This window comes from Paraburkholderia sp. RL17-368-BIF-A (assembly GCF_046054045.1).
Lineage (GTDB): Bacteria > Pseudomonadota > Gammaproteobacteria > Burkholderiales > Burkholderiaceae > Paraburkholderia > Paraburkholderia graminis.
This window is the reverse complement of the sequence record NZ_JARESN010000016.1, coordinates 112,174-131,476: the sequence shown is the minus strand read 5'-3', so window position 1 is coordinate 131,476 and position 19,303 is coordinate 112,174. Positions and strand designations below refer to the sequence as shown.

Here is a 19,303-nt window from a genome sequence, read left to right as displayed (position 1 = left end):
TCAGCGCCACTGCGCAGTCAGTTCGTTCGCGAGGACCATCTTCTCGCGGACGCGTTCGATAAACGCCGCGTCGATGCCGCTTTGCGCCTTCAGGAATTTGAGCGCCGCCGAATAAACCACGCGCATCGCGCCGCCGTCTATTCCGCCGATACGCGCTGCGCTGCGGCGCGTTTCTTCCACGAGATCACGCGCGCTGCTGAAGTCCGGTGACAGGCCGCTTTGCGCTTCAAAGCCGGCTTGCAAACCGGCCGCATGATCGCGCGACTGCCCGAGAAGATCCATGTCGACGAGCAGGTCGACGCCTTGTCCCATTCGGCACGCGCAAAGCACCCACAGCGCGACAAACGCGCGATACGCGTTATTGCCTTCCGCGCTGCGTGCATAGTGTTCGCACGCGATTGCGTAGGCGTCGTCGGAAGCGGGCACAGCGGGCGGCAATTTAACGTCGCACAAGTCGATGATCTGTTTGACCAACGGTTCCGCGCGATTCAATCCGAGTACGCGAAACGGCGCGGCCACAAAAAACGGATTGCGCCACTGCTGATTCAGCAGCCAGCCCGAAGCAAACTGCGACGCGGGATTGCGCAGCACGCCGACGTGCATCGCATCCGGAAACGCCTGTCTGAGCCACGGCAATCTTCCCGACGAGCGACAGAGCTTGAACACCGGCACACTGCTCTGCTTTTGCGCGTACTCGCAAAGGCTGCGCAAATACGCCGCCAGCGCGGGGAATTCGGCGTCCGGAACATCGCCGAAACGGTCTATGCCGAATGTTCTCCGGTATCCGCTCACACCGCGCACGCCTTCCTGCAGGAACGGCCGGTATTCGTCGAAATACGGCGCATCGAGCGGCGGATGTCCCGACGTCAGCGTCGGGCGGCTCGCGGACACGTCGGCGAGACTCAGATCGGCGAGCACGTTGCTAAGCGGCTCGTAATATCCCGTCGCGCCGTTGAGCGCGCGAAGACGGGACCACACCCAGGTGCCGCCGCTGCGCCAGCCGGTATGCAGAAATATGGCCTTCATTCGTCTTCTTCCTCGAGACCCGCAAGCAGATCGTCGACGGCGCGATAGACCCGTTCGACAATCTCCGGTCCCACCTTGCGCTCCAACTCGCGGTATTGCGCCTCCAGTTCCTTCGAGATCACACGCACGAGTTCGACGCTCGTATCAGTGAGCGAAACCAGCACGCGGCGCTGATCTTCCGCGAAACGCTCTTTCGTTATCAACTCCATGCTCTCCATGCGCGCGAGTACGCCCGCCATGCTCGGGCTCGAGATCGTGCAGATGTCGGAGATATGACGCGGCTCCATCGGGCCGTGCTCATTGAGCGCGCGAATCACGCGCCATTGCTGCTCGGTCAACCCGTGCGCCGTGATCAACGGACGAAAGCGCTCCATCATTTTTTCCCTGGCGCGCAGCAGCAGCATCGGCAGGTTGCGGTGCAAAACTCGTGTGGAAGCAGACGAAGACATAGTGGGCGATGAATGAAAGCAGCCGTCGAAACTTAAGGGAAAACCCGCGATCAGCCGACTGGCTATTGACCCCGGATCATATCAAGCGCAATACTACTAACATGTTAGTGTTTATGTCGAGTCTCCATTCAGAGGCCTAGCCAGTTCATGTTTGCACTTGCCGATTATCTGTTGCACCCGGAAGGCGACGCGTTGCCTCGCGATGTCGATGCGCAAACCGCGGCGGCGCTGCTCGCGCGCGGCATGGCGTGCCGGCCGCCTGTGAGCGGCGCGGTCTACGGCACGTTGCTCAACGACCGTGCCGCGCTCGATGCGCTCGGCGATGCGATGCATGCCGCGCCGTACAAGGCGCCGCCGAAAGCGCCGGTTCTTTATCTGAAGCCGCGCAATACGCACGCGGGGCATCGGGCGAAAGTCATCGTGCCGGACGATGAGTTGGGCGTCGCGCTCGGCGTTGAGTTAGGCGCATCGCTTGGCATCGTGATCGGGCGCACTGCCACGCGCGTCAGCGCCGAGCGCGCGTTCGACTATATCGCGGGCTACACGCTCGTGGCCGATCTCAGCGTACCGCATGCGAGCGTATATCGGCCGTCGGTGCGATTCCGGGCGCGCGACGGTTTTTGCGTGATCGGACCGGCGCTCGTTGCAGCGCGGCACGTTGCGAATCCCGACGAACTCGCCATTACGGTTGCGCTCAACGGTGCGCATCTGTTCACGGCGAGCACGGCGTCGTCGGTGCGCAATGTGGCGCAATTGCTCGCAGATGTCACCGACTTCATGACGCTCGCGCCAGGCGACGTCATCACGACAGGTGTGCGGCACGGCTCGCCCGTCGCGCATCGCGGCGACGAGGCGATGCTGTCAATCGGCGCGCTGCCGCCGCTTCACGTCTCGTTTGTCGGCGCAACTCAACACGACGGAGAACAGTCATGATGCGCGGCCGCGTGGCCTATGCAGGCGCAATTCACGAAGCGTATCCGCACGCGCGAGGCGTGCAGCTTGCGGACGGACGTATATGCGCCGAAGAGCAGGTCGTCTGGCTCGCGCCTGTCGAAGTCGGCACGCTCTTCGCGCTCGGACTGAACTACGCCGAGCATGCGAAAGAATTGCAGTTCAACAAGCAGGAAGAGCCGCTGGTATTCCTGAAGGGGCCGGGCACGGTGCTCGGTCATCGCGGCTTCACTCGCCGCCCCGCCGACGTGGCCTTCATGCACTACGAGTGCGAACTCGCTGTGGTGATCGGGCAAACCGCGCGCAACGTACAACGCGAACATGCGATGCAGCACGTGGCCGGCTACATGATCGCCAACGACTACGCGATCCGCGACTACCTCGAAAACTATTATCGCCCCAACCTGCGCGTAAAGAATCGCGACGGCGCGACGATACTCGGCCCATGGTTCGTCGACGCCGCCGATATCGACGACGTCACGCAACTGGAGTTGCGCACGTTCGTCAACGGCACGCTGCAACAACGCGGCAACACGCGCGATCTCGTGACCGACATTCCCGCGCTGATCGAATACCTCAGCGGCTTCATGACGCTCGCGCCGGGCGACGTGATTCTGACCGGCACACCGGAAGGCATCGTCAATGTGAATGCCGGCGACGAAGTGGTGTGCGAGATCGACGGTCTGGGCCGCCTCGTCAACACGATTGCATCCGATGCCGATTTTGGCCGCGCGTGATCGGCAGCATAAAGAATAGGGACAACGCAATGCGAATCGAACATCTGATCGACGGCAAGACAGCCGGCGCGAAAGACTACTTTGAAACGGTCAACCCGGCGACGCAGGAAGTACTCGCCGAAGTGGCGCGCGGCGGCGAAGAAGAAGTGCATGCCGCCGTGCGAGCCGCAAAAGAAGCCTTTCCCGCATGGGCGAGCAAGCCCGCCGCCGAACGCGCGAAACTGATCCGCAAGCTCGGCGAGTTGATCGCGAAGAACGTACCGGATATTTCGGAAGCCGAAACAAACGATACAGGCCAGACGATTTCGCAAACGCGCAAGCAACTCGTGCCGCGCGCGGCGGACAACTTCAGCTATTTCGCCGAGATGTGCACGCGCGTCGACGGTCATACCTATCCGACCGACACGCATCTGAATTACACGCTGTTCCATCCAGTCGGTGTGTGCGCGCTGATTTCGCCGTGGAATGTGCCGTTCATGACAGCCACGTGGAAAGTCGCGCCGTGCCTTGCGTTCGGCAATACGGCGGTTCTGAAGATGAGCGAGTTGTCGCCGCTGACCGCGTCGATGCTCGGCAATCTCGCGCTGGAAGCCGGCATTCCGGCCGGCGTGCTGAACGTCGTGCACGGCTTCGGCAAGGAAACCGGCGAGCCGCTCGTCGCGCATCCGGACGTGCACGCAGTGTCGTTCACCGGATCGACCGCGACAGGTAACCGGATCGTGCAGACCGCGGGGCTCAAGAAGTTCTCGATGGAACTCGGCGGCAAATCGCCATTCGTTATTTTCGACGACGCCGATTTCGAACGCGCGCTCGACGCCGCTATTTTCATGATCTTCTCGAACAACGGCGAGCGCTGCACTGCGGGCTCGCGCATTCTCGTGCAGAAGTCGATTTACGCGAAATTTGCGGAGCGCTTTATCGAGCGCGCGAAGCGCCTCACGGTAGGCGATCCGCTTGCCGACAGCACGATCATTGGGCCGATGATCAGCCAGGGGCATCTGGCCAAAGTGCGCAGCTATATCGAACTCGGCCCGAAAGAAGGCGCGACGCTGGCGTGCGGCGGCCTCGATACGCCTGATTTGCCCGAGGCCATGCGCAAAGGCAACTTCGTGATGCCCACGGTTTTCGTCGATGTCGACAATCGCATGCGCATTGCGCAGGAAGAGATCTTCGGGCCGGTCGCGTGCCTGATTCCATTCGACGACGAAGCCGACGCGATCCGGCTCGCGAACGACATCTCGTACGGCCTCTCGAGCTACATCTGGACCGAAAACACCGGGCGCGCGCATCGCGTCGCGGCTGCCGTCGAAGCCGGCATGTGCTTCGTCAACAGCCAGAACGTGCGCGATTTGCGGCAACCGTTCGGCGGCACGAAGGCGTCAGGTGTGGGACGCGAAGGCGGCACATGGAGCTACGAAGTATTCCTCGAACCGAAGAACGTATGCGTGTCGCTCGGCTCGCATCACATTCCGCGCTGGGGCGTCTGACACGCCGGACAATTTCACGCGAGGCCCGCAAGGTCTCGCGGCACAGAAGAGGAGACCGCGATGGGTAAGCTCGCGCTGGCAGCAAAAGTGACACACGTGCCGTCGTTATATCTGTCCGAACTCGACGGTCCGCATAAAGGTTGCCGTCAGCCCGCCATCGACGGCCATCATGAAATCGGCCGGCGTTGCCGCGAATTGGGCGTGGATACGATTGTCGTGTTCGACGTGCATTGGCTCGTCAATAGCGAGTACCACATCAATTGCGCGCCGAAATTCCAAGGCGTCTACACGAGCAACGAACTGCCGCATTTCATCAAGAACATGCCGTATGCGTATCCCGGCAATGTGGAACTCGGCAATCTGATCGCCGAAGCCGCGAATGAAATAGGCGTGAAAAGCCGCGCGCATAGCGAGACCACGCTTGAACTCGAATACGGCACGTTGGTGCCGATGCGCTACATGAACAGCGATCAGCATTTCAAAACCGTGTCGGTCGCCGGCTGGTGCATGTGGCATCAATTGGATACGAGTGCGCGCTTCGGGCTCGCGGTACGCAAGGCAATCGAAGAACGCTATGACGGCACGGTTGCGATTCTCGCGAGCGGGTCGCTGAGTCATCACTTTGCGGACAACGGCACCGCCGAGCAGTTCATGCACAAAGTGTGGAGTCCCTTTCTCGAACAGATGGACCGCCGGGTTGTCGAACTCTGGCAAGCCGGTGACTGGAAAACCTTTTGCGACATGCTGCCGCTCTACAACGAAAAATGCTGGGGCGAAGGCGGCATGCACGACACGGCAATGCTGCTTGGCGCGCTAGGCTGGGACCGCTATGACGGCAAGGTGGAAGTGATTACGCCGTATTTCGGCAGTTCGGGAACCGGGCAGATCAATGCGATCTTTCCGGTCACGCCGCTGCCCGCCTGAATCGAAAACGGAGGAGTTATCGTGCCGCATCTGACACTGGAATACAGCGCTAATCTCGCCGATGGAGAAAGTATTAGCCGCTTATGCAATACGCTCGCTGAATGCCTCGCCAAGCAGCGCGACCAGGAGAAGAGCGTTTATCCAATCGGCGGCATTCGCGTGCGCGCGCTGCGTTGCGAGCACTATTGCATTGCCGATGGACGCGCGGATGCAGCGTTCCTACACGCGAACCTGAAGATTGCCGCAGGCCGCTCCGACGCGATAAAAAAAGCAACCGGCGATGCGTTGTTCGAAACGATCAAGCAGCACTTCGCCAATGAGTTTGAAAAGAGCGGGCTTGCGTTGTCGCTGGAAATCAACGAATTCAGCGAAGCCGGCACGTGGAAACACAACAACCTGCATGCGCGGCTCAAAGCGCAGTAGCGAGCCGGCACACTCATAGCGGCTCAATAGAGAACCATCATGCTAGACCAACAAACTATTCGCGAACTCGCGGCGCAACTCGATCACGCGGAGAAGACTCGCACGCAATTGCGCCACTTTTCCGCGGCGTATCCGCAGATGACGGTCGAAGACGGTTACGCGATTCAGCGCGAATGGGTGAAGCTCAAGCTCGCCGAAGGCCATGTGATCAAAGGACGCAAGATCGGCCTCACGTCGCGCGCAATGCAGCGTTCATCGCAGATCGACGAACCCGATTACGCGCCACTGCTCGACAGCATGTTTATCGAAAACGGCCAGTACATTCGGGCGGATCGCTTCATTGCACCGCGTGTCGAAGTGGAACTGGCGTTCGTGTTGAGCAAGCCGCTCAAGGGCCCCGGCATCACGCTATTCGATGTACTCGACGCCACCGCGTACGTCACGCCCGCCGTTGAAATCATCGACGCGCGCATCGAGCAGTTCGACCGCGACACGCGCGCGCCGCGCAAGGTGTACGACACGATTTCCGACTTCGCGGCCAATGCGGGCATCGTGCTCGGCGGGCGTCCGGTGCGTCCGCTCGATGTCGATCTTCGCTGGGTCGGCGCACTGCTGTATAAAAACGGCGCTGTCGAAGAAAGCGGACTCGCGGCCGCAGTGCTCAATCATCCGGCGACGGGCGTCGCGTGGCTCGCGAACAAGATTGCTCCGTACGACGAAATGCTCAACGCGAACGACGTGATTCTGAGCGGCTCGTTCACGAGCCCGATCGCCGCGAAGGCGGGCGACACCTTTCACGTCGACTATGGTCCGCTCGGCGGAATTGGTTTGAACTTCATTTGAGTGCGCACATGTCCTTGCCGCAAAACACATTCAAGCGCGCGCTGCGCGAAGGCACGCCGCAATTCGGCTTGTGGGCCGCGCTCGCCGATGCCTACGTGACCGAGTTGCTCGCCACCGCCGGGTTCGACTGGCTGCTGATCGACAACGAACACGCGCCGAACGACGTGCGCAGCACGCTCGCGCAATTGCAGGCGGTGGCCGCGTACGCATCGCATCCGGTCGTGCGGCCGGTGCGCAGCGACAGTGCGTTGATCAAGCAGTTGCTCGACATCGGCGCGCAGACTTTGCTTCTGCCGATGATCGACACCGCCGAACAGGCCGCCGATGCCGTCGCGGCCACGCGCTATCCGCCGCACGGCATTCGCGGCGTGGGCAGCGCATTGGCGCGCGCGTCGCGCTGGAACCGCGTGCCCGATTACCTGAACCGCGCCGCCGACGAACTGTGCGTGATCGTGCAAGTGGAGACCGTGCAAGGCATGGACAATCTGCCGGCGATTGCAGCGGTCGACGGCGTCGACGGCGTTTTTTTCGGTCCTTCGGATCTGAGCGCGTCGATGGGCCTGCTCGGACAACCCGGCGATAGAAGCGTGCGCGAAGCGATTCGCGGCGGCATACAAACCGTGCGGAATGCGGGCAAGGCTGCCGGGGTGCTCGCGCCGGATCGCGCGATCGCCGACGAGTATCTTGCGGCAGGCGCTACGTTTGTCGCGGTTGGAACGGATACGGGGTTGTTGAGCCGCGCGGCGGCGGATCTGGCCGCGTCGTATAAAGGCCAAGCTCAGACGGATGCGGCCGTGAAAGGCGGGTACTAAAAGCGAGCGAGCGGCCGACGATCCAAACGCCCCTCACTCCCCCGCCGGCCAGGGCAACCCTTGCGCCGACCAATCCAACTCCACCCCGATCACCGAGCGCTCATCCGCGAACTGCGCCGCAAGCGTCACTGCAATACAGGGCCGTCCACTCGCGAGCGAAAGATAAGGATTACTGGCAATCGCCACGCCCGGCAGCAGCACGGCATTGCGATAATACGGCCGATGATCCCACCGCGCATCGCGCGGATTGGCCACCGGATGCAGCGACGCCCCTTCCATGCTCCACGCCGGCCCCGGCACTTCCGGGCCGACCTGTCGACCCGAATCGTCGAGAACAAAGCAGCTCACGCAACGCTCGAACGACGCAAGTGCAGCGAACGCGCGCCCCATCGCGGCCCCCGCGTGCAGCGCGTCCGCAGCCTCGCGCAGCGCGAGGCGATACGGCTCCACCACAGACTCGAACAACGCATGCTGATGTGCGCGGCCTTGCGCGATGACATCGAAAGCATCGTCGATTCGCAGATGCACCGAGCCTGGCGGCGCGATCTCCGGCGCAGGCCGCCCGAGCAGATAACCTTGCGCGAAGTCCACATTCGATTCGACCGCGAGTATCAGTTCCTCGGTCGTCTCCACGCCCTCCACCACGACTAGCATGCCCGCCTGATGCAGCAGCGACACCAGCTTCGGCAAGATCGGCTGCTCGGTGCCGTGCCCGGTCGCGCGTATCAGTTCGCCGTCGAGCTTGACGATGTCCGGACGGATGCGCAGCAGCCGGTCGAGGTTCGATTGACCGGCGCCGAAATCGTCGACGGCAATCAGGAAGCCGTGCTCGCGGTACAACGCCGCCGCGCGCGACATTTCGTCGACGCTGCCGCCGTGCGATTCCAGAATCTCGAGGATCACCTGCTCCGGCGCGAGCCCCACTCTGCGCACGATCCCGGTGAGTTCATCGGCATAGCCCTCGGCGACGAAAGTGGCCGGCAGAATGTTGAGGAAAAGCCAGCCGTCCGAGGGCAGCGACGCGCGCGCGTTCGCCAGATGCACGGCATGACTCGCGCGGTCGAGCACCCCTTCGTCGTTGGCGGGCTTGCGCGCGAACAGCACCGCGGGCGGCAGCAAGGTGCCGTCGTCGAGTTCGCCGCGCAACAGCGCCTCGAAGCCGACCTGCTTCTGATGCGACAAACTGAAGAGCGGCTGAAAGTGCGAGGTCAGGTAATAGTCTTCCCATTTATGCCGCGAGCCGGCCGCGCCCGCTGTGCCGCAGGCGTCCTCGATCAGCAGTTGCAGCGGCGCATCCGGCACCGGCCGCTCCGCGCATACGCGGTTCCTGCCCGACTGCTTCGCGCGTAGCAGGGCTTCGTCGGCGCGATCCAGCAGGACCATGATGTTTTCGTCGCCGCGATGCTCGGCCACGCCGAAGCTCGCGGTCAGATGACCGTCCGGGCGTTCGAGCGCGGCAATCGCACCGCGCAGCCGCTCGGCAAGGCGCAGCGCGCCGGCAAGTCCATCGCAGGACAGCACCGCGAATTCCTCGCCGCCGATCCGGCTCACACTGTCGCCGCGCGTGGTTTGCTCGAGCAGAACCTGGGCGACCTGGCGCAACGCGAGGTCGCCCACCGCATGACCGAACCGGTCGTTGAGCGACTTGAAATTGTCGATGTCGAGAAAAATCGCGCTGGCCTCGCCGCCCCGCGCGAGTTCGGCGAGGCGCCGCTCCGCCTGCGCGACAAACGCACGGCGGTTTTGCAGGCCGGTCAGCGGATCGGTCGCGGCCAGTTGCGCGAGCTGGTCCTCGAGCAGAAAGTGATTGCGCCGGAACCCGTAAAAACCGAAATGAAAGACGACGGCGGTAGGCATGCCGATCGCGGCGATCCACATCCACACGACCACGTCGACATCGGCCGTGTGCGGCGCGGCGGGCAGCAAGCCGATCGCCGCCGCATAGAAAAGCGCGCTGCCGACCACGAAATGCGTCGGCGTCAGCCACAGCGGCGCGGCGCAAACCGGGATCACGACCATCGCCGGCAAGGTCCATAGCAACGGCTGCTGCACGCCCGCCACGTTCAGCGCGAGACCGGCGACGAGCGTCAGCGAGAAGGCCACGCCGATCGCGCCGAACGTCCACGTCGATTTCGCGAGCGGAATGGCCAGCACCAGCAAAGCCAGCACGAGCGCGCAGCCGAGCCGGTACGCGAGCGGCTCGGCGGGCCCGGCGACGAGGCCGCGCGCCGCCACCAGACAGAGGAACGCGACGACTGTGAACGCCATCGTCACCGTCGAAAGCGGGCGCTGATGTTCAAGCGAGCGCTGGTGAAAGCGCTGGCGCAGGCCGGCATCGGCGGAGTGCTGCGGCGAGGTCAGGAGCATAGGAAGGGCTAGCAGGCGGGTCCGGTCACTCTACCGATGTATATCGGCAATCATCGGACGAATATTTAGCCCTTCGTGAAAATAACCGCGCTTCAGCCCTCGCCGACGCCCGTTGCGTATTTGCGGCAATGCTCGAGATAGCCGGCCGCGTGAGTGCTGACCAGTTGGACGATGCTCTTCCAGAGCCAGCCGGGCGCATCCAGCGTTTTCGAGCGGTTCTTGCGCAACTCGGCCAGCCATGCCTTGCGTTCGGCGAGGTCCATCTGCCGCGCGTGCGCCTTGCCGACCACGAGTGCAAGAAAGCGCGCCGCCCTGGTCGCTTCGTCGCGGGTCAGTTGCTCGATGGTCAGCTTCATGTCCTGCGGCAGCAGTTCGCGCAACACGACGGGGCGGTCCGTGAGGCGCGCGGGCCTCATCCGTTCGCCGAGCGATGGCGACAGATGCCGCGCGCCTTCCACCACGCGCTCGGCGTGATCGCGCGGCATTCTCACGCCCGAGCAGCGCGGCGCCGCGGCCTGCGCGGCTTCCTTGATGTCGACGAGGCACAGGTCGTCGCCGTCGGCCGCGGCGCCGTCGATGTCGAGCAGCACCGCGTAGCGCAACCTTCCGAGCGAGCTGCAGCCCTTGACCCAGTACGCGGCGTCGAGCACCTGGACTTGCGCGTCGGCGCCCGCGCCGCGCAATGCGGTCGCGAGCGCGGCGATCGACCTCGTCCTGCACAGCTTGTCGATCTCGCGGCGCTCGGTTTTGTCGAGCGGCCAGAAACGCGAACCCAATGGAATATACGGCTCGGCGTCGTCGATACGCTCTTCGGCGAGATGACGCCACGTACGATGGATCGCCTCCTTCATCACGACGCGTACCGCCTCGGGTTTTTCCGCGTGAATGTCGGCCTCGCCCGCGGTTTCGTCGAAGGCGCGTTCATAGCCGTCGGCGAGCGCTTCCATCATGTGGACGATCGTCACGCCGGGCAGATCGGAGCCGCGCGCGGCCGTCGCAAGCGAGAGCCCGAGGCGAATCAGATCGTGCGCGGGATTGCCGATCACCGTCTGATCGAAGTCGCGCATCTGGATCTCGACGCGCCCGTAGGCATCCGCGACCGGCCCGATGTTGCCGGTATGGCAATCGCCGCAAATCCACACCGCCGGACCTTCGGGCAGCGCGTGGCCCTCGATGCCGTCGAGCCATTCATAGAAGCGGCTCGTGCTGCCGCGCACATACGCATGCGCGGAGCGCGCCATTCGCGCGTTGCGGCGCGCGGTCAGGAGCGGCTGCCGGCCGTCGGCGCGAGGCATTTTCCTGGAACGCTTGCTGGGAGATTTCTTCGCCAGCTTGCTGGTTGCGACGGGCTTCTTCGGCATCGTACGGTCCGCTCTTATCGATCTGCGAAGCCGGCGACATTCGCCGTCGCCAGCGCTCGCGGCGCGCATTCGTCGCGCGCGCGTGCACTCGACATCCAGCAGAAAACGAGCCTATCGCGTGAAGGATTCTGTAAGGACGCGCAGCGCAACAACGACCATCGCGCGAACGATGAACCGCCGCAAAAGCAAACACGCAAAGGCTCGCTTCGACAGAAATGCGCATGCGCTTATTGCCGCTTTCGAATGCGCGCGCGAGCGCCGCAGGTAAAACTTGCGAGCGTTTAAGGTGCGCGCGCAACTAAACGGCATACGCGGCGTATCGGCCCTTTACGCGGAGAATGTGAAACGGCAGACTGGACACCCACCTCATTAACGCGATCTCGTGGAGCGACGCATGCCCTTTCCGGCACAAGATCATGGCTGTACAGGCTGGAGCGGCGAAATGGCGCGGCGCATCAGTGAATTCGACTGGGCGGCGACCGGCGTCGGCGCGATCGCGGACTGGCCGCGCAGCCTCACCGCCACGGTGCAGTTGCTGCTCGCTTCTCCAGTGCCGCTCGTGCTGCTGTGGGGCCGCTCCGGCTACATGATCTACAACGACGCGTACGCGGTTTTCGCGGGCGGACGGCATCCGTATCTGCTGGGATGCCCAGTCGAAACAGGCTGGCCCGAAGTCGCCGAATTCAATCGCCACGTCATGACTACGTGCCTCGCGGGCGGCACGCTCTCGTATCGCGACAAGGAACTCGTGCTGCTGCGTGAAGGCAAGCCCGAGGACGTGTGGATGGATCTCTACTACAGCCCCGTCGCCGACGACAGCGGCGCGCCCGCGGGCGTGCTGGCGGTCGTCGTCGAAACGACTGGGCGCGTGCTGACCGAGCGCTGGCGGCAACGCGCCGAAGCGGAACTGCACGAGACCAACGAACGTCTGCAACTCGCGCTCAATACGGGTGCCGTGCTCGGCACTTGCGTCGTCGACATGCAGACCGGAAAGATCACCGGCGACGAGCGCTTTGCCCGCACGTTTTCGTTCTCCGTCGAAGAAGCGGCGCGAGGCGTCGACCACAGCGCCGCCGCCCGAATGATTCATCCAGACGATCAGTCGCTGCTCGAACGCCTGAGCGCGGATGCGCTGCAAGAAGGCAAGCCGTTTCGCGCCGAGTACCGGATTCGCCGCCCTGACGGCGACTATGTCTGGGTGCAGGCAAACGGCCAGTGCGAGTTCGACGAACACGGTCAGCCGACCCGCTTGCCGGCTGTGCTGATCGATATTCACGAACGCAAGATCGCCGAACAGTCGCTGCGCCAGTTGACGGAGACGCTCGAACAGCGCGTGGCCGACGCGGTCGCGGCGCGCGCGCTCGCCGAAGAACAACTGCGCCAGGCGCAGAAAATGGAAGCGATCGGCAGTCTCACCGGCGGCGTTGCGCACGACTTCAACAACGTGCTGCAAGTGATCAACGGCAACCTTCAGATGATGGCCGCCGACGCGAGCGGCAATCCGGCCACGCTGCGCCGTTTGTCGGCAGCGACCGACGCGGTGAAGCGCGGTGCGAAACTCGCCGCGCATCTGCTTGCGTTCGCGCGGCGCCAGCCGCTCTCGCCCACTGTGCTGAACCCGCGCCGCCTGCTTGCCGGCATGAGCGAGATGCTGCATCGCGCGCTCGGCGAAACCATGCGGATCGAAACCGTATTGAGCGACCATTTGTGGCACGTACAGGTCGATCGCAACCAGTTGGAAAACGCGCTGCTCAATCTCGCCATCAATGCACGCGACGCGATGAAGGCCGACGGCACGCTCACCGTGCGCGCCGCGAACCGCGTGCTGGACGCAGCGTTTTGCAGCGACAAGCCGGAGCTTTCGCCGGGCGAATACGTGGTGTTTTCCGTCACCGATACCGGCGCGGGCATGCCGCCCGACGTGCTCGAGCATGCGTTCGAACCGTTCTTTACGACCAAACCTCACGGTCATGGCACGGGCCTCGGTCTCAGCATGGTGTTCGGCTTCGTGAGGCAGAGCGGCGGGCATACGCTGATCGAAAGCGAGTTGGGGCGCGGCACGACGGTATCGCTGTTTTTCCCGCGCTGCTGCGAGCCCGAAACGGCCGAAGCCGCCGATGAAACCAGCGCGCCGGTGGGCGGCGGCGAAACGGTCCTCGTGGTCGAGGACGATGCCGACGTGCGCCTGACCGCCGTCGAAATGCTGGTGCAGCTCGGCTATAAGGTGCTGACGGCGTCGAGCGGCGACGCGGCGCTCGAATTCATCGACAGCGATGTGCCGATCGACCTGCTGTTCACCGACGTCGTCATGCCCGGCAAGATCAAAAGCGTGGAGTTGGCGCGGCGTGCCGCGGCCCGCTCGCCGTCGGTGCCGACGCTGTTCACGTCGGGCTACACGCGCGATGAGATCGTCCACCACGGCAAGCTCGACGCGGGCATCACGCTGCTGTCCAAGCCCTACCGCCGCGACGATCTCGCGCGCAAGGTGCGCGGCGTGCTGCGCGCCGCCGCCGGCGGAGCTGGCGGCACGGCGGCTGTCGGCAAGATGACGGATCGCGAAATCGCCGCTTGTGTGCCGAGCGTTGCGTATGATCCGGCGAGTGGCGATGCGTCGGGCGTCGATGCGCCGGGCGTCGATGCGCCGGGCGTCGATGCGCCGGGCGTCGATGCGCCGGGCCTCGCCACGCCGTTGACTCCAACACCCAAGGCAGCCCCAAACGAGAGCGAGTCCGCATCCAGCGACGCGCCCGCGCGCTCGCCGGCTCATGTGCTGCTGGTCGAGGACGACGCCGATTCGCGCGAGGCGCTAAGCTGCCTGCTCGGCGCGCTCGGGCTCGATTGCACGTCGGTCGGCAGCGCCGAAGAAGCGCTGCCGCTGCTGCCGGCGCAGCGCTACGACATTCTGTTCACCGACATCACGCTGCCCGGCATGTCGGGCGACAACCTCGCGCGCGCCGTGTTGCGCGAGCAGCCTGACGTGCAGGTGCTGCTGGTGTCCGGCTATGGCGCACAGGCGCCGATCGGCGAGCGCATCCCCGGCGCGCGACTGCTCGGCAAGCCGTTCGACCTCGCGCAACTGCGGCGCGAACTGGCGCAATGGGTCAATCCGATCGAAGCGGCATCGTAACGCCGGCACGGCCACGCAAGCGATGAGCTTTTAGCCCCATGCCGCGGAATGCGGCATATATTGGTTTATATCGATGCAAGCACACACGGCGCGAAGTGCGCGACACCTGCGCGCCCTGGTATGATGCCGGGCACGCCTGTTCCGCTATCGAATGGGCGCCTTGCGAATGGGCGCCTTGCCCTCCGCCGCTTTTTGTCACGAGAGTCATCATGCCTGCTCAACACGACCCCGCCGCCAGCCCGAGTCCCGCGAAGGCGACGCGCAAAGAGCTGTCCATTACGGTGCGCAATCTTCTGATGGTGGCCGTCGGTGTCATCGTGTTCGCGGCGGTCGCGGGCGTGGTGCTGTATGAGCCGATTGCTTACGGCGACGCCATTCCGAACTTCGGCATCATTCTGATGCTCACGGTGCCGGTGATTGCGGGCGTGGCGTTTCGCGTGGGGCTGGATGCGTGGCTGGATAGGCAGTAAGCGTCATCGCGACGTGAGTTAGCCACGCACTGCCAGTGGCAGTAGCCAATTCCTTCGGCAACATAACCGCAACTTCTAATCGATCTCCCTCGCGCGGTTAGATTCCGCGCGTTGCGTCACCTCCTTGCGCCATCTCCTTGCGTCACCTCGTTGCGCCATCTCAATGCGCCGTTCCTGCGCGCAGATCAGACTTCCCAATCCGAGCTTCCCGCCGCACTCCCGTTGTCCTGAAGAATCGGGGAACGCCACTTGCTCGTACGTTATCGCCGTCCACCTTTTTTGTCGCCTCTTATCGGATACGTCAGATGAGCTACCAGAACCTGGACAACGAGATCGCCCATCTCGAGCGGGTGTTCGGGCGGATCTCGGTGAATGACGCGATTCCGCTTTCATACTGGGACAGTCGCTTGCGGATGCTGGCGAATGCGCCGCTCGTGCCCGCGCAACAGGCGCGGCTCGCGCGGCTCGAAGCCACGCTTGCCGCGCTGCGGGAGCCCGAGGAAGCGGTCTGCGAAGCGCCCGGCCCGCGCTCGAAGGATGCCCGCTGATGACCGATGCCACGCGCGAAGAGCAACGGCAGTCATCCGCCGAATCGACGGAATCCGCCGGCAACGACGTCCCGCGAGCCCAGGACGCCGGCGCCGATTCCCCGCATCTGAACGAGGGCGAGCAGGATCAGGCGGCGCATCACACCGCCCCGCACGCGCTCGTGCTGCATGAGATCGTCCGTGAAGAGGGCGAAGCCGCGCTCGAGCGGACCATTGGCGCGCTGATCTGGTCGTCGCTCGCGGCAGGGCTTTCAATGGGCTTTTCGTTTCTCACGCAAGCGGTGCTCGAAGCCGGACTGCCGGATACGTCATGGCGTCATCTGGTGTCGAGCTTCGGTTACTCGATGGGTTTCGTGCTGGTCATCATGGGACGGCAGCAGCTTTTCACCGAAAGTACGCTCACCGTCGTGCTGCCCGTCTTGACGCGGCGCGATCCGAAGACGCTGCTCAAAGCCATGCGTCTGTGGGCCATCGTGCTCTTCTTCAATCTCGTGAGCACATGGATTTTCGCCGCGATGCTGCGCATTCCCGATGTGTTCGCGCCCGCCGTGGTGCAGGCATTCGGCGAGGTGTCGCGCGCCGCCGTCGGTTCCGAACACATGCTGCCGACGATGGTGAAAGCGGTTTTCGCGGGCTGGCTGATTGCGTTGATGGTGTGGCTATTGCCGAGCGCGCGTTCGGGCCGCCTGCTGACGGTGCTGCTGATTACCTATGTGGTGGCCGTGAGCCATCTGTCGCACATCATCGCCGGATCGACGGAAGTGGCGTATGCGTTTTTCAGCGGCGACGCGAGTCTGCGCGATTATTTTCTGCGCTTCCTCGTGCCGACGCTCGTGGGGAATACCGTGGGCGGAATGTCATTGGTCGCGCTGCTGAATCACGCGGCGATCGCGCCGGAAATCAACGGTCATCGCTGACGTATGAAAGCGGCGGCGCCGTGATCCACGGCGCGTCAGCCGATCAGAATGCGTGCGCCGAGCGCGAGCACCAGCGCCGGCAGCATCACCACGACGCCCACCTTCAGGAACTTCATGAAGCTGACGTCCTCGCCTTCGCGACGAATCGCGTTGAGCCAGAGGATGGTCGCGAGCGAGCCGGTGATCGACATGTTGGGCCCGAGATCGACGCCGATCAGCAGCGCGTCGATCACGCGCTCGGGACTATGCGCCTGCATCACCGTCGAACTCGCGATCAGGCCGGCCGGCAAATTGTTCATCAAGTTGCTGCCGATCGCGATGGCCATGCCGGCCCAGCCTGCCGTGCTCGCTTCGTTGTGCGCGGCGCCCTCCTGCGTCAACGCGGCCAGCATGCGGATTACGCCGGTATGGTCCAGCATTTCGACGAGCACGAAGAGCGCGGCCACGAGCGGCAGCACGCTCCACGATATTTCGCGGATCATCGGCAACGGCGATTTGCGCTCCTGAATCAACACGACGATTGCGGTCAACGCACCGAGTATCGCCGTGGGCAAGCCCAACGGAATATCGAACGCGGATACGGCCAGCAGCACGACGGCCGTCACCGCAATGCCCGCGAGCGCAACGCGTCCACTCGACGAGAGCCGCAGCGGTTCGAGATTCGCCTCGCAGATGCCGGCAAGCGCATCGCGCTGCGTCCAGCGCAGCAGCACGTAAGTTGCGCCGATCGACAGCAGCGACGGCAACGCGAAGCGCATCAGCCACGGCCCGAGCGCGGGCGTGTGGTTGCCGTACAGCACGATGTTGGCCGGGTTCGAGATCGGCAGAACGAAGCTCGCTGCGTTGGCAATGAAAGCGCAGACGAAGAGCAGCGGCAACGGATCGGTCTTCGCTTTCTTCGCGGCGGCAAACACAGCCGGCGTGAGCACGACCGCGGTGGCGTCGTTCGAAAGAAAGGCCGTGATTACCACGCCGACCAGATAGACCAGCATAAAGAGCTTGCGCGGCGAGCCTTGCGCATGATTCACGGCGAGCACGGCGACCCAGTCGAACAGACCTTCACGGCGGCCGACTTCGGAGAGCAGCATCATGCCGAACAGAAACAGATAGACGTCGGTGCCCTTGCCGACGGCTTCCATCGCGAGATGAAGCGGCAGCAGCCCGAGCGAGACCAGCAGCACCGCGCCCGCCACCGCCCACACTGCCTCGGGCCATTTGAAAGGCCGCGTGATAACGCCGGCTGTAGCGAAGGCGGCGATGCCCCATGAAAGGAAAATCGAAGTCAAAACTAACGTCCTGAATGATGGTTGTACGTGGGCCGTGCCCGGTGCGCAGGATAACCCAACTCGGTTCGGCCTCCGCCGTTCGTCGGTGCGCGTTGCAACGCGCAGGCCCGGACGGCATTAACGTCATCCATGGAACGATGTGTTCTCTCGCATCCGGCTATTCGGTTCTTCTTGACATCCCTATCATTCGCAGTCAGCGCGGCAACGGCTTGCTCGCCGATTCGCTACGGACTGTTGGCAATCAAATTCCCCACTGTGTGCAATGAACGCGCATGGGTTCGATAGGATGCATACCACCATGAAAACGATACTTCATCACTCCATCCTGGCGGGCGCCGCCGCGCTTTCGCTGTTCGGCGCGAGCCTCGCGCATGCCGACGTCGACACCAGCAAAAGCACCGTGATCGCGACGACGAAACAGATGAACGTGCCCGTCGACGGCAAGTTCAGGAAGTTTTCGGCGCAGCTATCGTTCGATCCGGCGAAGCCGACGGCGGGCAGCGCGAACGTGTCGATCGACACCGGCAGCTACGACCTCGGCGCCGACGACTACAACAAGCAGGCGCAAGGCAAGGAGTGGTTCGACAGCGCCGCTTACCCGGCCGCTACCTTCGTTTCCAGCGCGATCGCGCCGGCGGGCGGCAATCAGTACAAGATCACCGGCAAGCTGACCATCAAGGGCAAATCGCAGACGGTGGTCGTGCCGGTCACCATTGCAAGCCAGGGCTCGACGCAAACCTTCGACGGTTCATTGCCGATCAAGCGCTCGCAGTTCGATGTCGGCACTGGCGAATGGAAAGACACGTCCGTCGTCGCCGACGAAGTCGTCATCAAGTTCCATCTCGTCGCCTCGAAGAAGTAATTAGAAACCCGAAGCAAATCATCAAAGCGCCGTAGCGCTTTTCAAAACCTGGAGAACATCTTGAAGACGCAATTCCTGCTCGCCGCCGGCGCTCTCGCCGCCGCCCTGTCGTTCAACGCAATGGCCGCCGACACGTATCAACTCGATCCGACGCACACGGCCCCGAGCTTCGAAGCGGATCACTTCGGCGGCGTGTCGATCTGGCGCGGCAAGTTCAAGAAAAGCACCGGCACCGTCGTGCTCGATCGCGCGGCGAAAACCGGCACGGTCGATGTGACCATCGACATGAGTTCGGTGGACATCGGCAACGACAAGCTCGACGCGGAACTGGTCGGCGAGAAGTTCTTCGACGTCGCGAAGTATCCGAGCGCGACCTACAAGGGCACGCAAATCCGCTTTGAAGGCGATAAGCCGGTGGAAGTGATCGGCGCGCTGACGATGCACGGCGTGACCAAGCCCGTGAACCTGAAGATCGAGTCGTTCAAGTGCTTCGTGAACCCGATGCTCAAGCGCGAAGTGTGCGGCACGGAATCGACGGCGACGTTCAACCGCGACGATTTCGGCGTCGACTTCGGCAAGACGTACGGCTTCAAGATGCAGACCACGCTGCATATTCAGGCTGAAGGCATCAAGCAGTAAACCTCGTTATGGCGGGCGCCGCTGCGCGCCCGCTATAGTCGCTATTTACGCGGCATTATTTCCGCTTTCCCGAC

At 63.4% G+C, this 19,303-nt stretch carries 18 protein-coding genes; 13 read left to right on the top strand and 5 right to left on the bottom strand.

Translation table 11 applies throughout. The features are described 5' to 3' along the window. Both P0D87_RS24695 and hpaR read right to left on the bottom strand, forming a co-directional pair. Positions 1–1,026: a hypothetical protein gene (locus P0D87_RS24695; RefSeq protein ID WP_053859484.1), complete on the bottom strand. Its 1,026-nt coding sequence runs from the start codon at positions 1,024–1,026 to the stop codon at positions 1–3. After that, positions 1,023–1,430, bottom strand: coding sequence for a homoprotocatechuate degradation operon regulator HpaR (hpaR, locus tag P0D87_RS24690; protein WP_006049320.1), 408 nt, complete (start codon positions 1,428–1,430; stop codon positions 1,023–1,025). Before hpaR ends, P0D87_RS24695 begins: the two co-directional genes overlap by 4 nt. A 192-nt stretch (positions 1,431–1,622) precedes the next feature. Here hpaR and P0D87_RS24685 point away from each other — a divergent pair, with 192 nt between their 5' ends. The 7 genes from P0D87_RS24685 to hpaI are packed head-to-tail and all read left to right on the top strand — an operon-like array spanning position 1,623 to position 7,652. Further along, the gene (locus P0D87_RS24685; protein ID WP_053859485.1) at positions 1,623–2,408 is read left to right on the top strand and encodes a fumarylacetoacetate hydrolase family protein; all 786 of its coding nucleotides are present in this window, start codon (positions 1,623–1,625) and stop codon (positions 2,406–2,408) included. Continuing rightward, the gene (locus tag P0D87_RS24680) at positions 2,405–3,163 is read left to right on the top strand and encodes a fumarylacetoacetate hydrolase family protein (protein WP_053859486.1); all 759 of its coding nucleotides are present in this window, start codon (positions 2,405–2,407) and stop codon (positions 3,161–3,163) included. Before P0D87_RS24685 ends, P0D87_RS24680 begins: the two co-directional genes overlap by 4 nt. A gap of 29 nt (positions 3,164–3,192) precedes the next feature. Next, positions 3,193–4,650: a 5-carboxymethyl-2-hydroxymuconate semialdehyde dehydrogenase gene (gene hpaE / locus P0D87_RS24675; RefSeq protein ID WP_053859487.1), complete on the top strand. Its 1,458-nt coding sequence runs from the start codon at positions 3,193–3,195 to the stop codon at positions 4,648–4,650. A gap of 60 nt (positions 4,651–4,710) precedes the next feature. After that, on the top strand, positions 4,711–5,574 hold the full coding sequence (gene hpaD, locus P0D87_RS24670) for a 3,4-dihydroxyphenylacetate 2,3-dioxygenase (protein WP_053859488.1): 864 nt from the start codon (positions 4,711–4,713) through the stop codon (positions 5,572–5,574). 21 nt (positions 5,575–5,595) lie between these two features. Next, a complete protein-coding gene (locus P0D87_RS24665; RefSeq protein ID WP_053859489.1) occupies positions 5,596–5,997 on the top strand; it encodes a 5-carboxymethyl-2-hydroxymuconate Delta-isomerase in 402 nt (133 codons plus the stop codon). 39 nt (positions 5,998–6,036) lie between these two features. Then, on the top strand, positions 6,037–6,840 hold the full coding sequence (hpaH, locus tag P0D87_RS24660; protein ID WP_053859490.1) for a 2-oxo-hept-4-ene-1,7-dioate hydratase: 804 nt from the start codon (positions 6,037–6,039) through the stop codon (positions 6,838–6,840). An 8-nt stretch (positions 6,841–6,848) separates the two neighbouring features. Continuing rightward, positions 6,849–7,652 carry a 4-hydroxy-2-oxoheptanedioate aldolase gene (hpaI, locus tag P0D87_RS24655; RefSeq protein ID WP_053859491.1) on the top strand — a complete coding sequence of 268 codons (804 nt, stop codon included), beginning with the start codon at positions 6,849–6,851 and terminating at the stop codon, positions 7,650–7,652. A gap of 33 nt (positions 7,653–7,685) precedes the next feature. Here hpaI and P0D87_RS24650 read toward each other — a convergent pair whose 3' ends face one another. Further along, the gene (locus tag P0D87_RS24650; protein ID WP_053859492.1) at positions 7,686–10,019 is read right to left on the bottom strand and encodes a bifunctional diguanylate cyclase/phosphodiesterase; all 2,334 of its coding nucleotides are present in this window, start codon (positions 10,017–10,019) and stop codon (positions 7,686–7,688) included. 92 nt (positions 10,020–10,111) lie between these two features. Continuing rightward, positions 10,112–11,380, bottom strand: coding sequence for a DUF2252 domain-containing protein (locus tag P0D87_RS24645; protein ID WP_006049311.1), 1,269 nt, complete (start codon positions 11,378–11,380; stop codon positions 10,112–10,114). 394 nt (positions 11,381–11,774) lie between these two features. Here P0D87_RS24645 and P0D87_RS24640 point away from each other — a divergent pair, with 394 nt between their 5' ends. The 4 genes from P0D87_RS24640 (at position 11,775) to P0D87_RS24625 (ending at position 16,442) form a co-directional block, all read left to right on the top strand. Further along, positions 11,775–14,507, top strand: coding sequence for a response regulator (locus tag P0D87_RS24640; protein WP_171799998.1), 2,733 nt, complete (start codon positions 11,775–11,777; stop codon positions 14,505–14,507). Positions 14,508–14,716: 209 nt separating this feature from the next. Then, positions 14,717–14,977, top strand: a complete 261-nt coding sequence (locus P0D87_RS24635) for a hypothetical protein (RefSeq protein ID WP_029966318.1) — start codon at positions 14,717–14,719, stop codon at positions 14,975–14,977. A gap of 305 nt (positions 14,978–15,282) precedes the next feature. Further along, positions 15,283–15,525 carry a hypothetical protein gene (locus tag P0D87_RS24630; protein ID WP_006049308.1) on the top strand — a complete coding sequence of 81 codons (243 nt, stop codon included), beginning with the start codon at positions 15,283–15,285 and terminating at the stop codon, positions 15,523–15,525. Further along, positions 15,525–16,442 carry a formate/nitrite transporter family protein gene (locus tag P0D87_RS24625; protein WP_006049307.1) on the top strand — a complete coding sequence of 306 codons (918 nt, stop codon included), beginning with the start codon at positions 15,525–15,527 and terminating at the stop codon, positions 16,440–16,442. The genes P0D87_RS24630 and P0D87_RS24625 overlap by 1 nt, the downstream gene beginning before the upstream one ends. A 35-nt stretch (positions 16,443–16,477) precedes the next feature. On the opposite strand, the gene P0D87_RS24620 is transcribed toward P0D87_RS24625, so the two are convergent. Further along, complete coding sequence (locus P0D87_RS24620; RefSeq protein ID WP_053859494.1) at positions 16,478–17,728, bottom strand: arsenic transporter; 1,251 nt, start codon at positions 17,726–17,728, stop codon at positions 16,478–16,480. Between the two features lie 298 nt (positions 17,729–18,026). On the opposite strand from P0D87_RS24620, the gene P0D87_RS24615 reads away from it, so the two are divergent. Next, positions 18,027–18,590 carry a YceI family protein gene (locus P0D87_RS24615; RefSeq protein ID WP_107709079.1) on the top strand — a complete coding sequence of 188 codons (564 nt, stop codon included), beginning with the start codon at positions 18,027–18,029 and terminating at the stop codon, positions 18,588–18,590. 60 nt (positions 18,591–18,650) lie between these two features. Beyond that, on the top strand, positions 18,651–19,229 hold the full coding sequence (locus P0D87_RS24610) for a YceI family protein (protein ID WP_053859496.1): 579 nt from the start codon (positions 18,651–18,653) through the stop codon (positions 19,227–19,229). Positions 19,230–19,303: the final 74 nt, after the last annotated feature.

What these genes read in the sequence shown, in the direction of transcription:
- P0D87_RS24695 (WP_053859484.1), bottom strand. Translation starts at nt 1,026, where the DNA reads ATGAAGGCCATATTTCTGCATACCGGCTGGCGCAGCGGCGGCACCTGG.
- hpaR (WP_006049320.1), bottom strand. Translation starts at nt 1,430, where the DNA reads ATGCTGCTGCTGCGCGCCAGGGAAAAAATGATGGAGCGCTTTCGTCCG.
- P0D87_RS24685 (WP_053859485.1), top strand. Translation starts at nt 1,623, where the DNA reads ATGTTTGCACTTGCCGATTATCTGTTGCACCCGGAAGGCGACGCGTTG.
- P0D87_RS24680 (WP_053859486.1), top strand. Translation starts at nt 2,405, where the DNA reads ATGATGCGCGGCCGCGTGGCCTATGCAGGCGCAATTCACGAAGCGTAT.
- hpaE (WP_053859487.1), top strand. Translation starts at nt 3,193, where the DNA reads ATGCGAATCGAACATCTGATCGACGGCAAGACAGCCGGCGCGAAAGAC.
- hpaD (WP_053859488.1), top strand. Translation starts at nt 4,711, where the DNA reads ATGGGTAAGCTCGCGCTGGCAGCAAAAGTGACACACGTGCCGTCGTTA.
- hpaH (WP_053859490.1), top strand. Translation starts at nt 6,037, where the DNA reads ATGCTAGACCAACAAACTATTCGCGAACTCGCGGCGCAACTCGATCAC.
- hpaI (WP_053859491.1), top strand. Translation starts at nt 6,849, where the DNA reads ATGTCCTTGCCGCAAAACACATTCAAGCGCGCGCTGCGCGAAGGCACG.
- P0D87_RS24650 (WP_053859492.1), bottom strand. Translation starts at nt 10,019, where the DNA reads ATGCTCCTGACCTCGCCGCAGCACTCCGCCGATGCCGGCCTGCGCCAG.
- P0D87_RS24645 (WP_006049311.1), bottom strand. Translation starts at nt 11,380, where the DNA reads ATGCCGAAGAAGCCCGTCGCAACCAGCAAGCTGGCGAAGAAATCTCCC.
- P0D87_RS24640 (WP_171799998.1), top strand. Translation starts at nt 11,775, where the DNA reads ATGCCCTTTCCGGCACAAGATCATGGCTGTACAGGCTGGAGCGGCGAA.
- P0D87_RS24635 (WP_029966318.1), top strand. Translation starts at nt 14,717, where the DNA reads ATGCCTGCTCAACACGACCCCGCCGCCAGCCCGAGTCCCGCGAAGGCG.
- P0D87_RS24630 (WP_006049308.1), top strand. Translation starts at nt 15,283, where the DNA reads ATGAGCTACCAGAACCTGGACAACGAGATCGCCCATCTCGAGCGGGTG.
- P0D87_RS24625 (WP_006049307.1), top strand. Translation starts at nt 15,525, where the DNA reads ATGACCGATGCCACGCGCGAAGAGCAACGGCAGTCATCCGCCGAATCG.
- P0D87_RS24615 (WP_107709079.1), top strand. Translation starts at nt 18,027, where the DNA reads ATGAAAACGATACTTCATCACTCCATCCTGGCGGGCGCCGCCGCGCTT.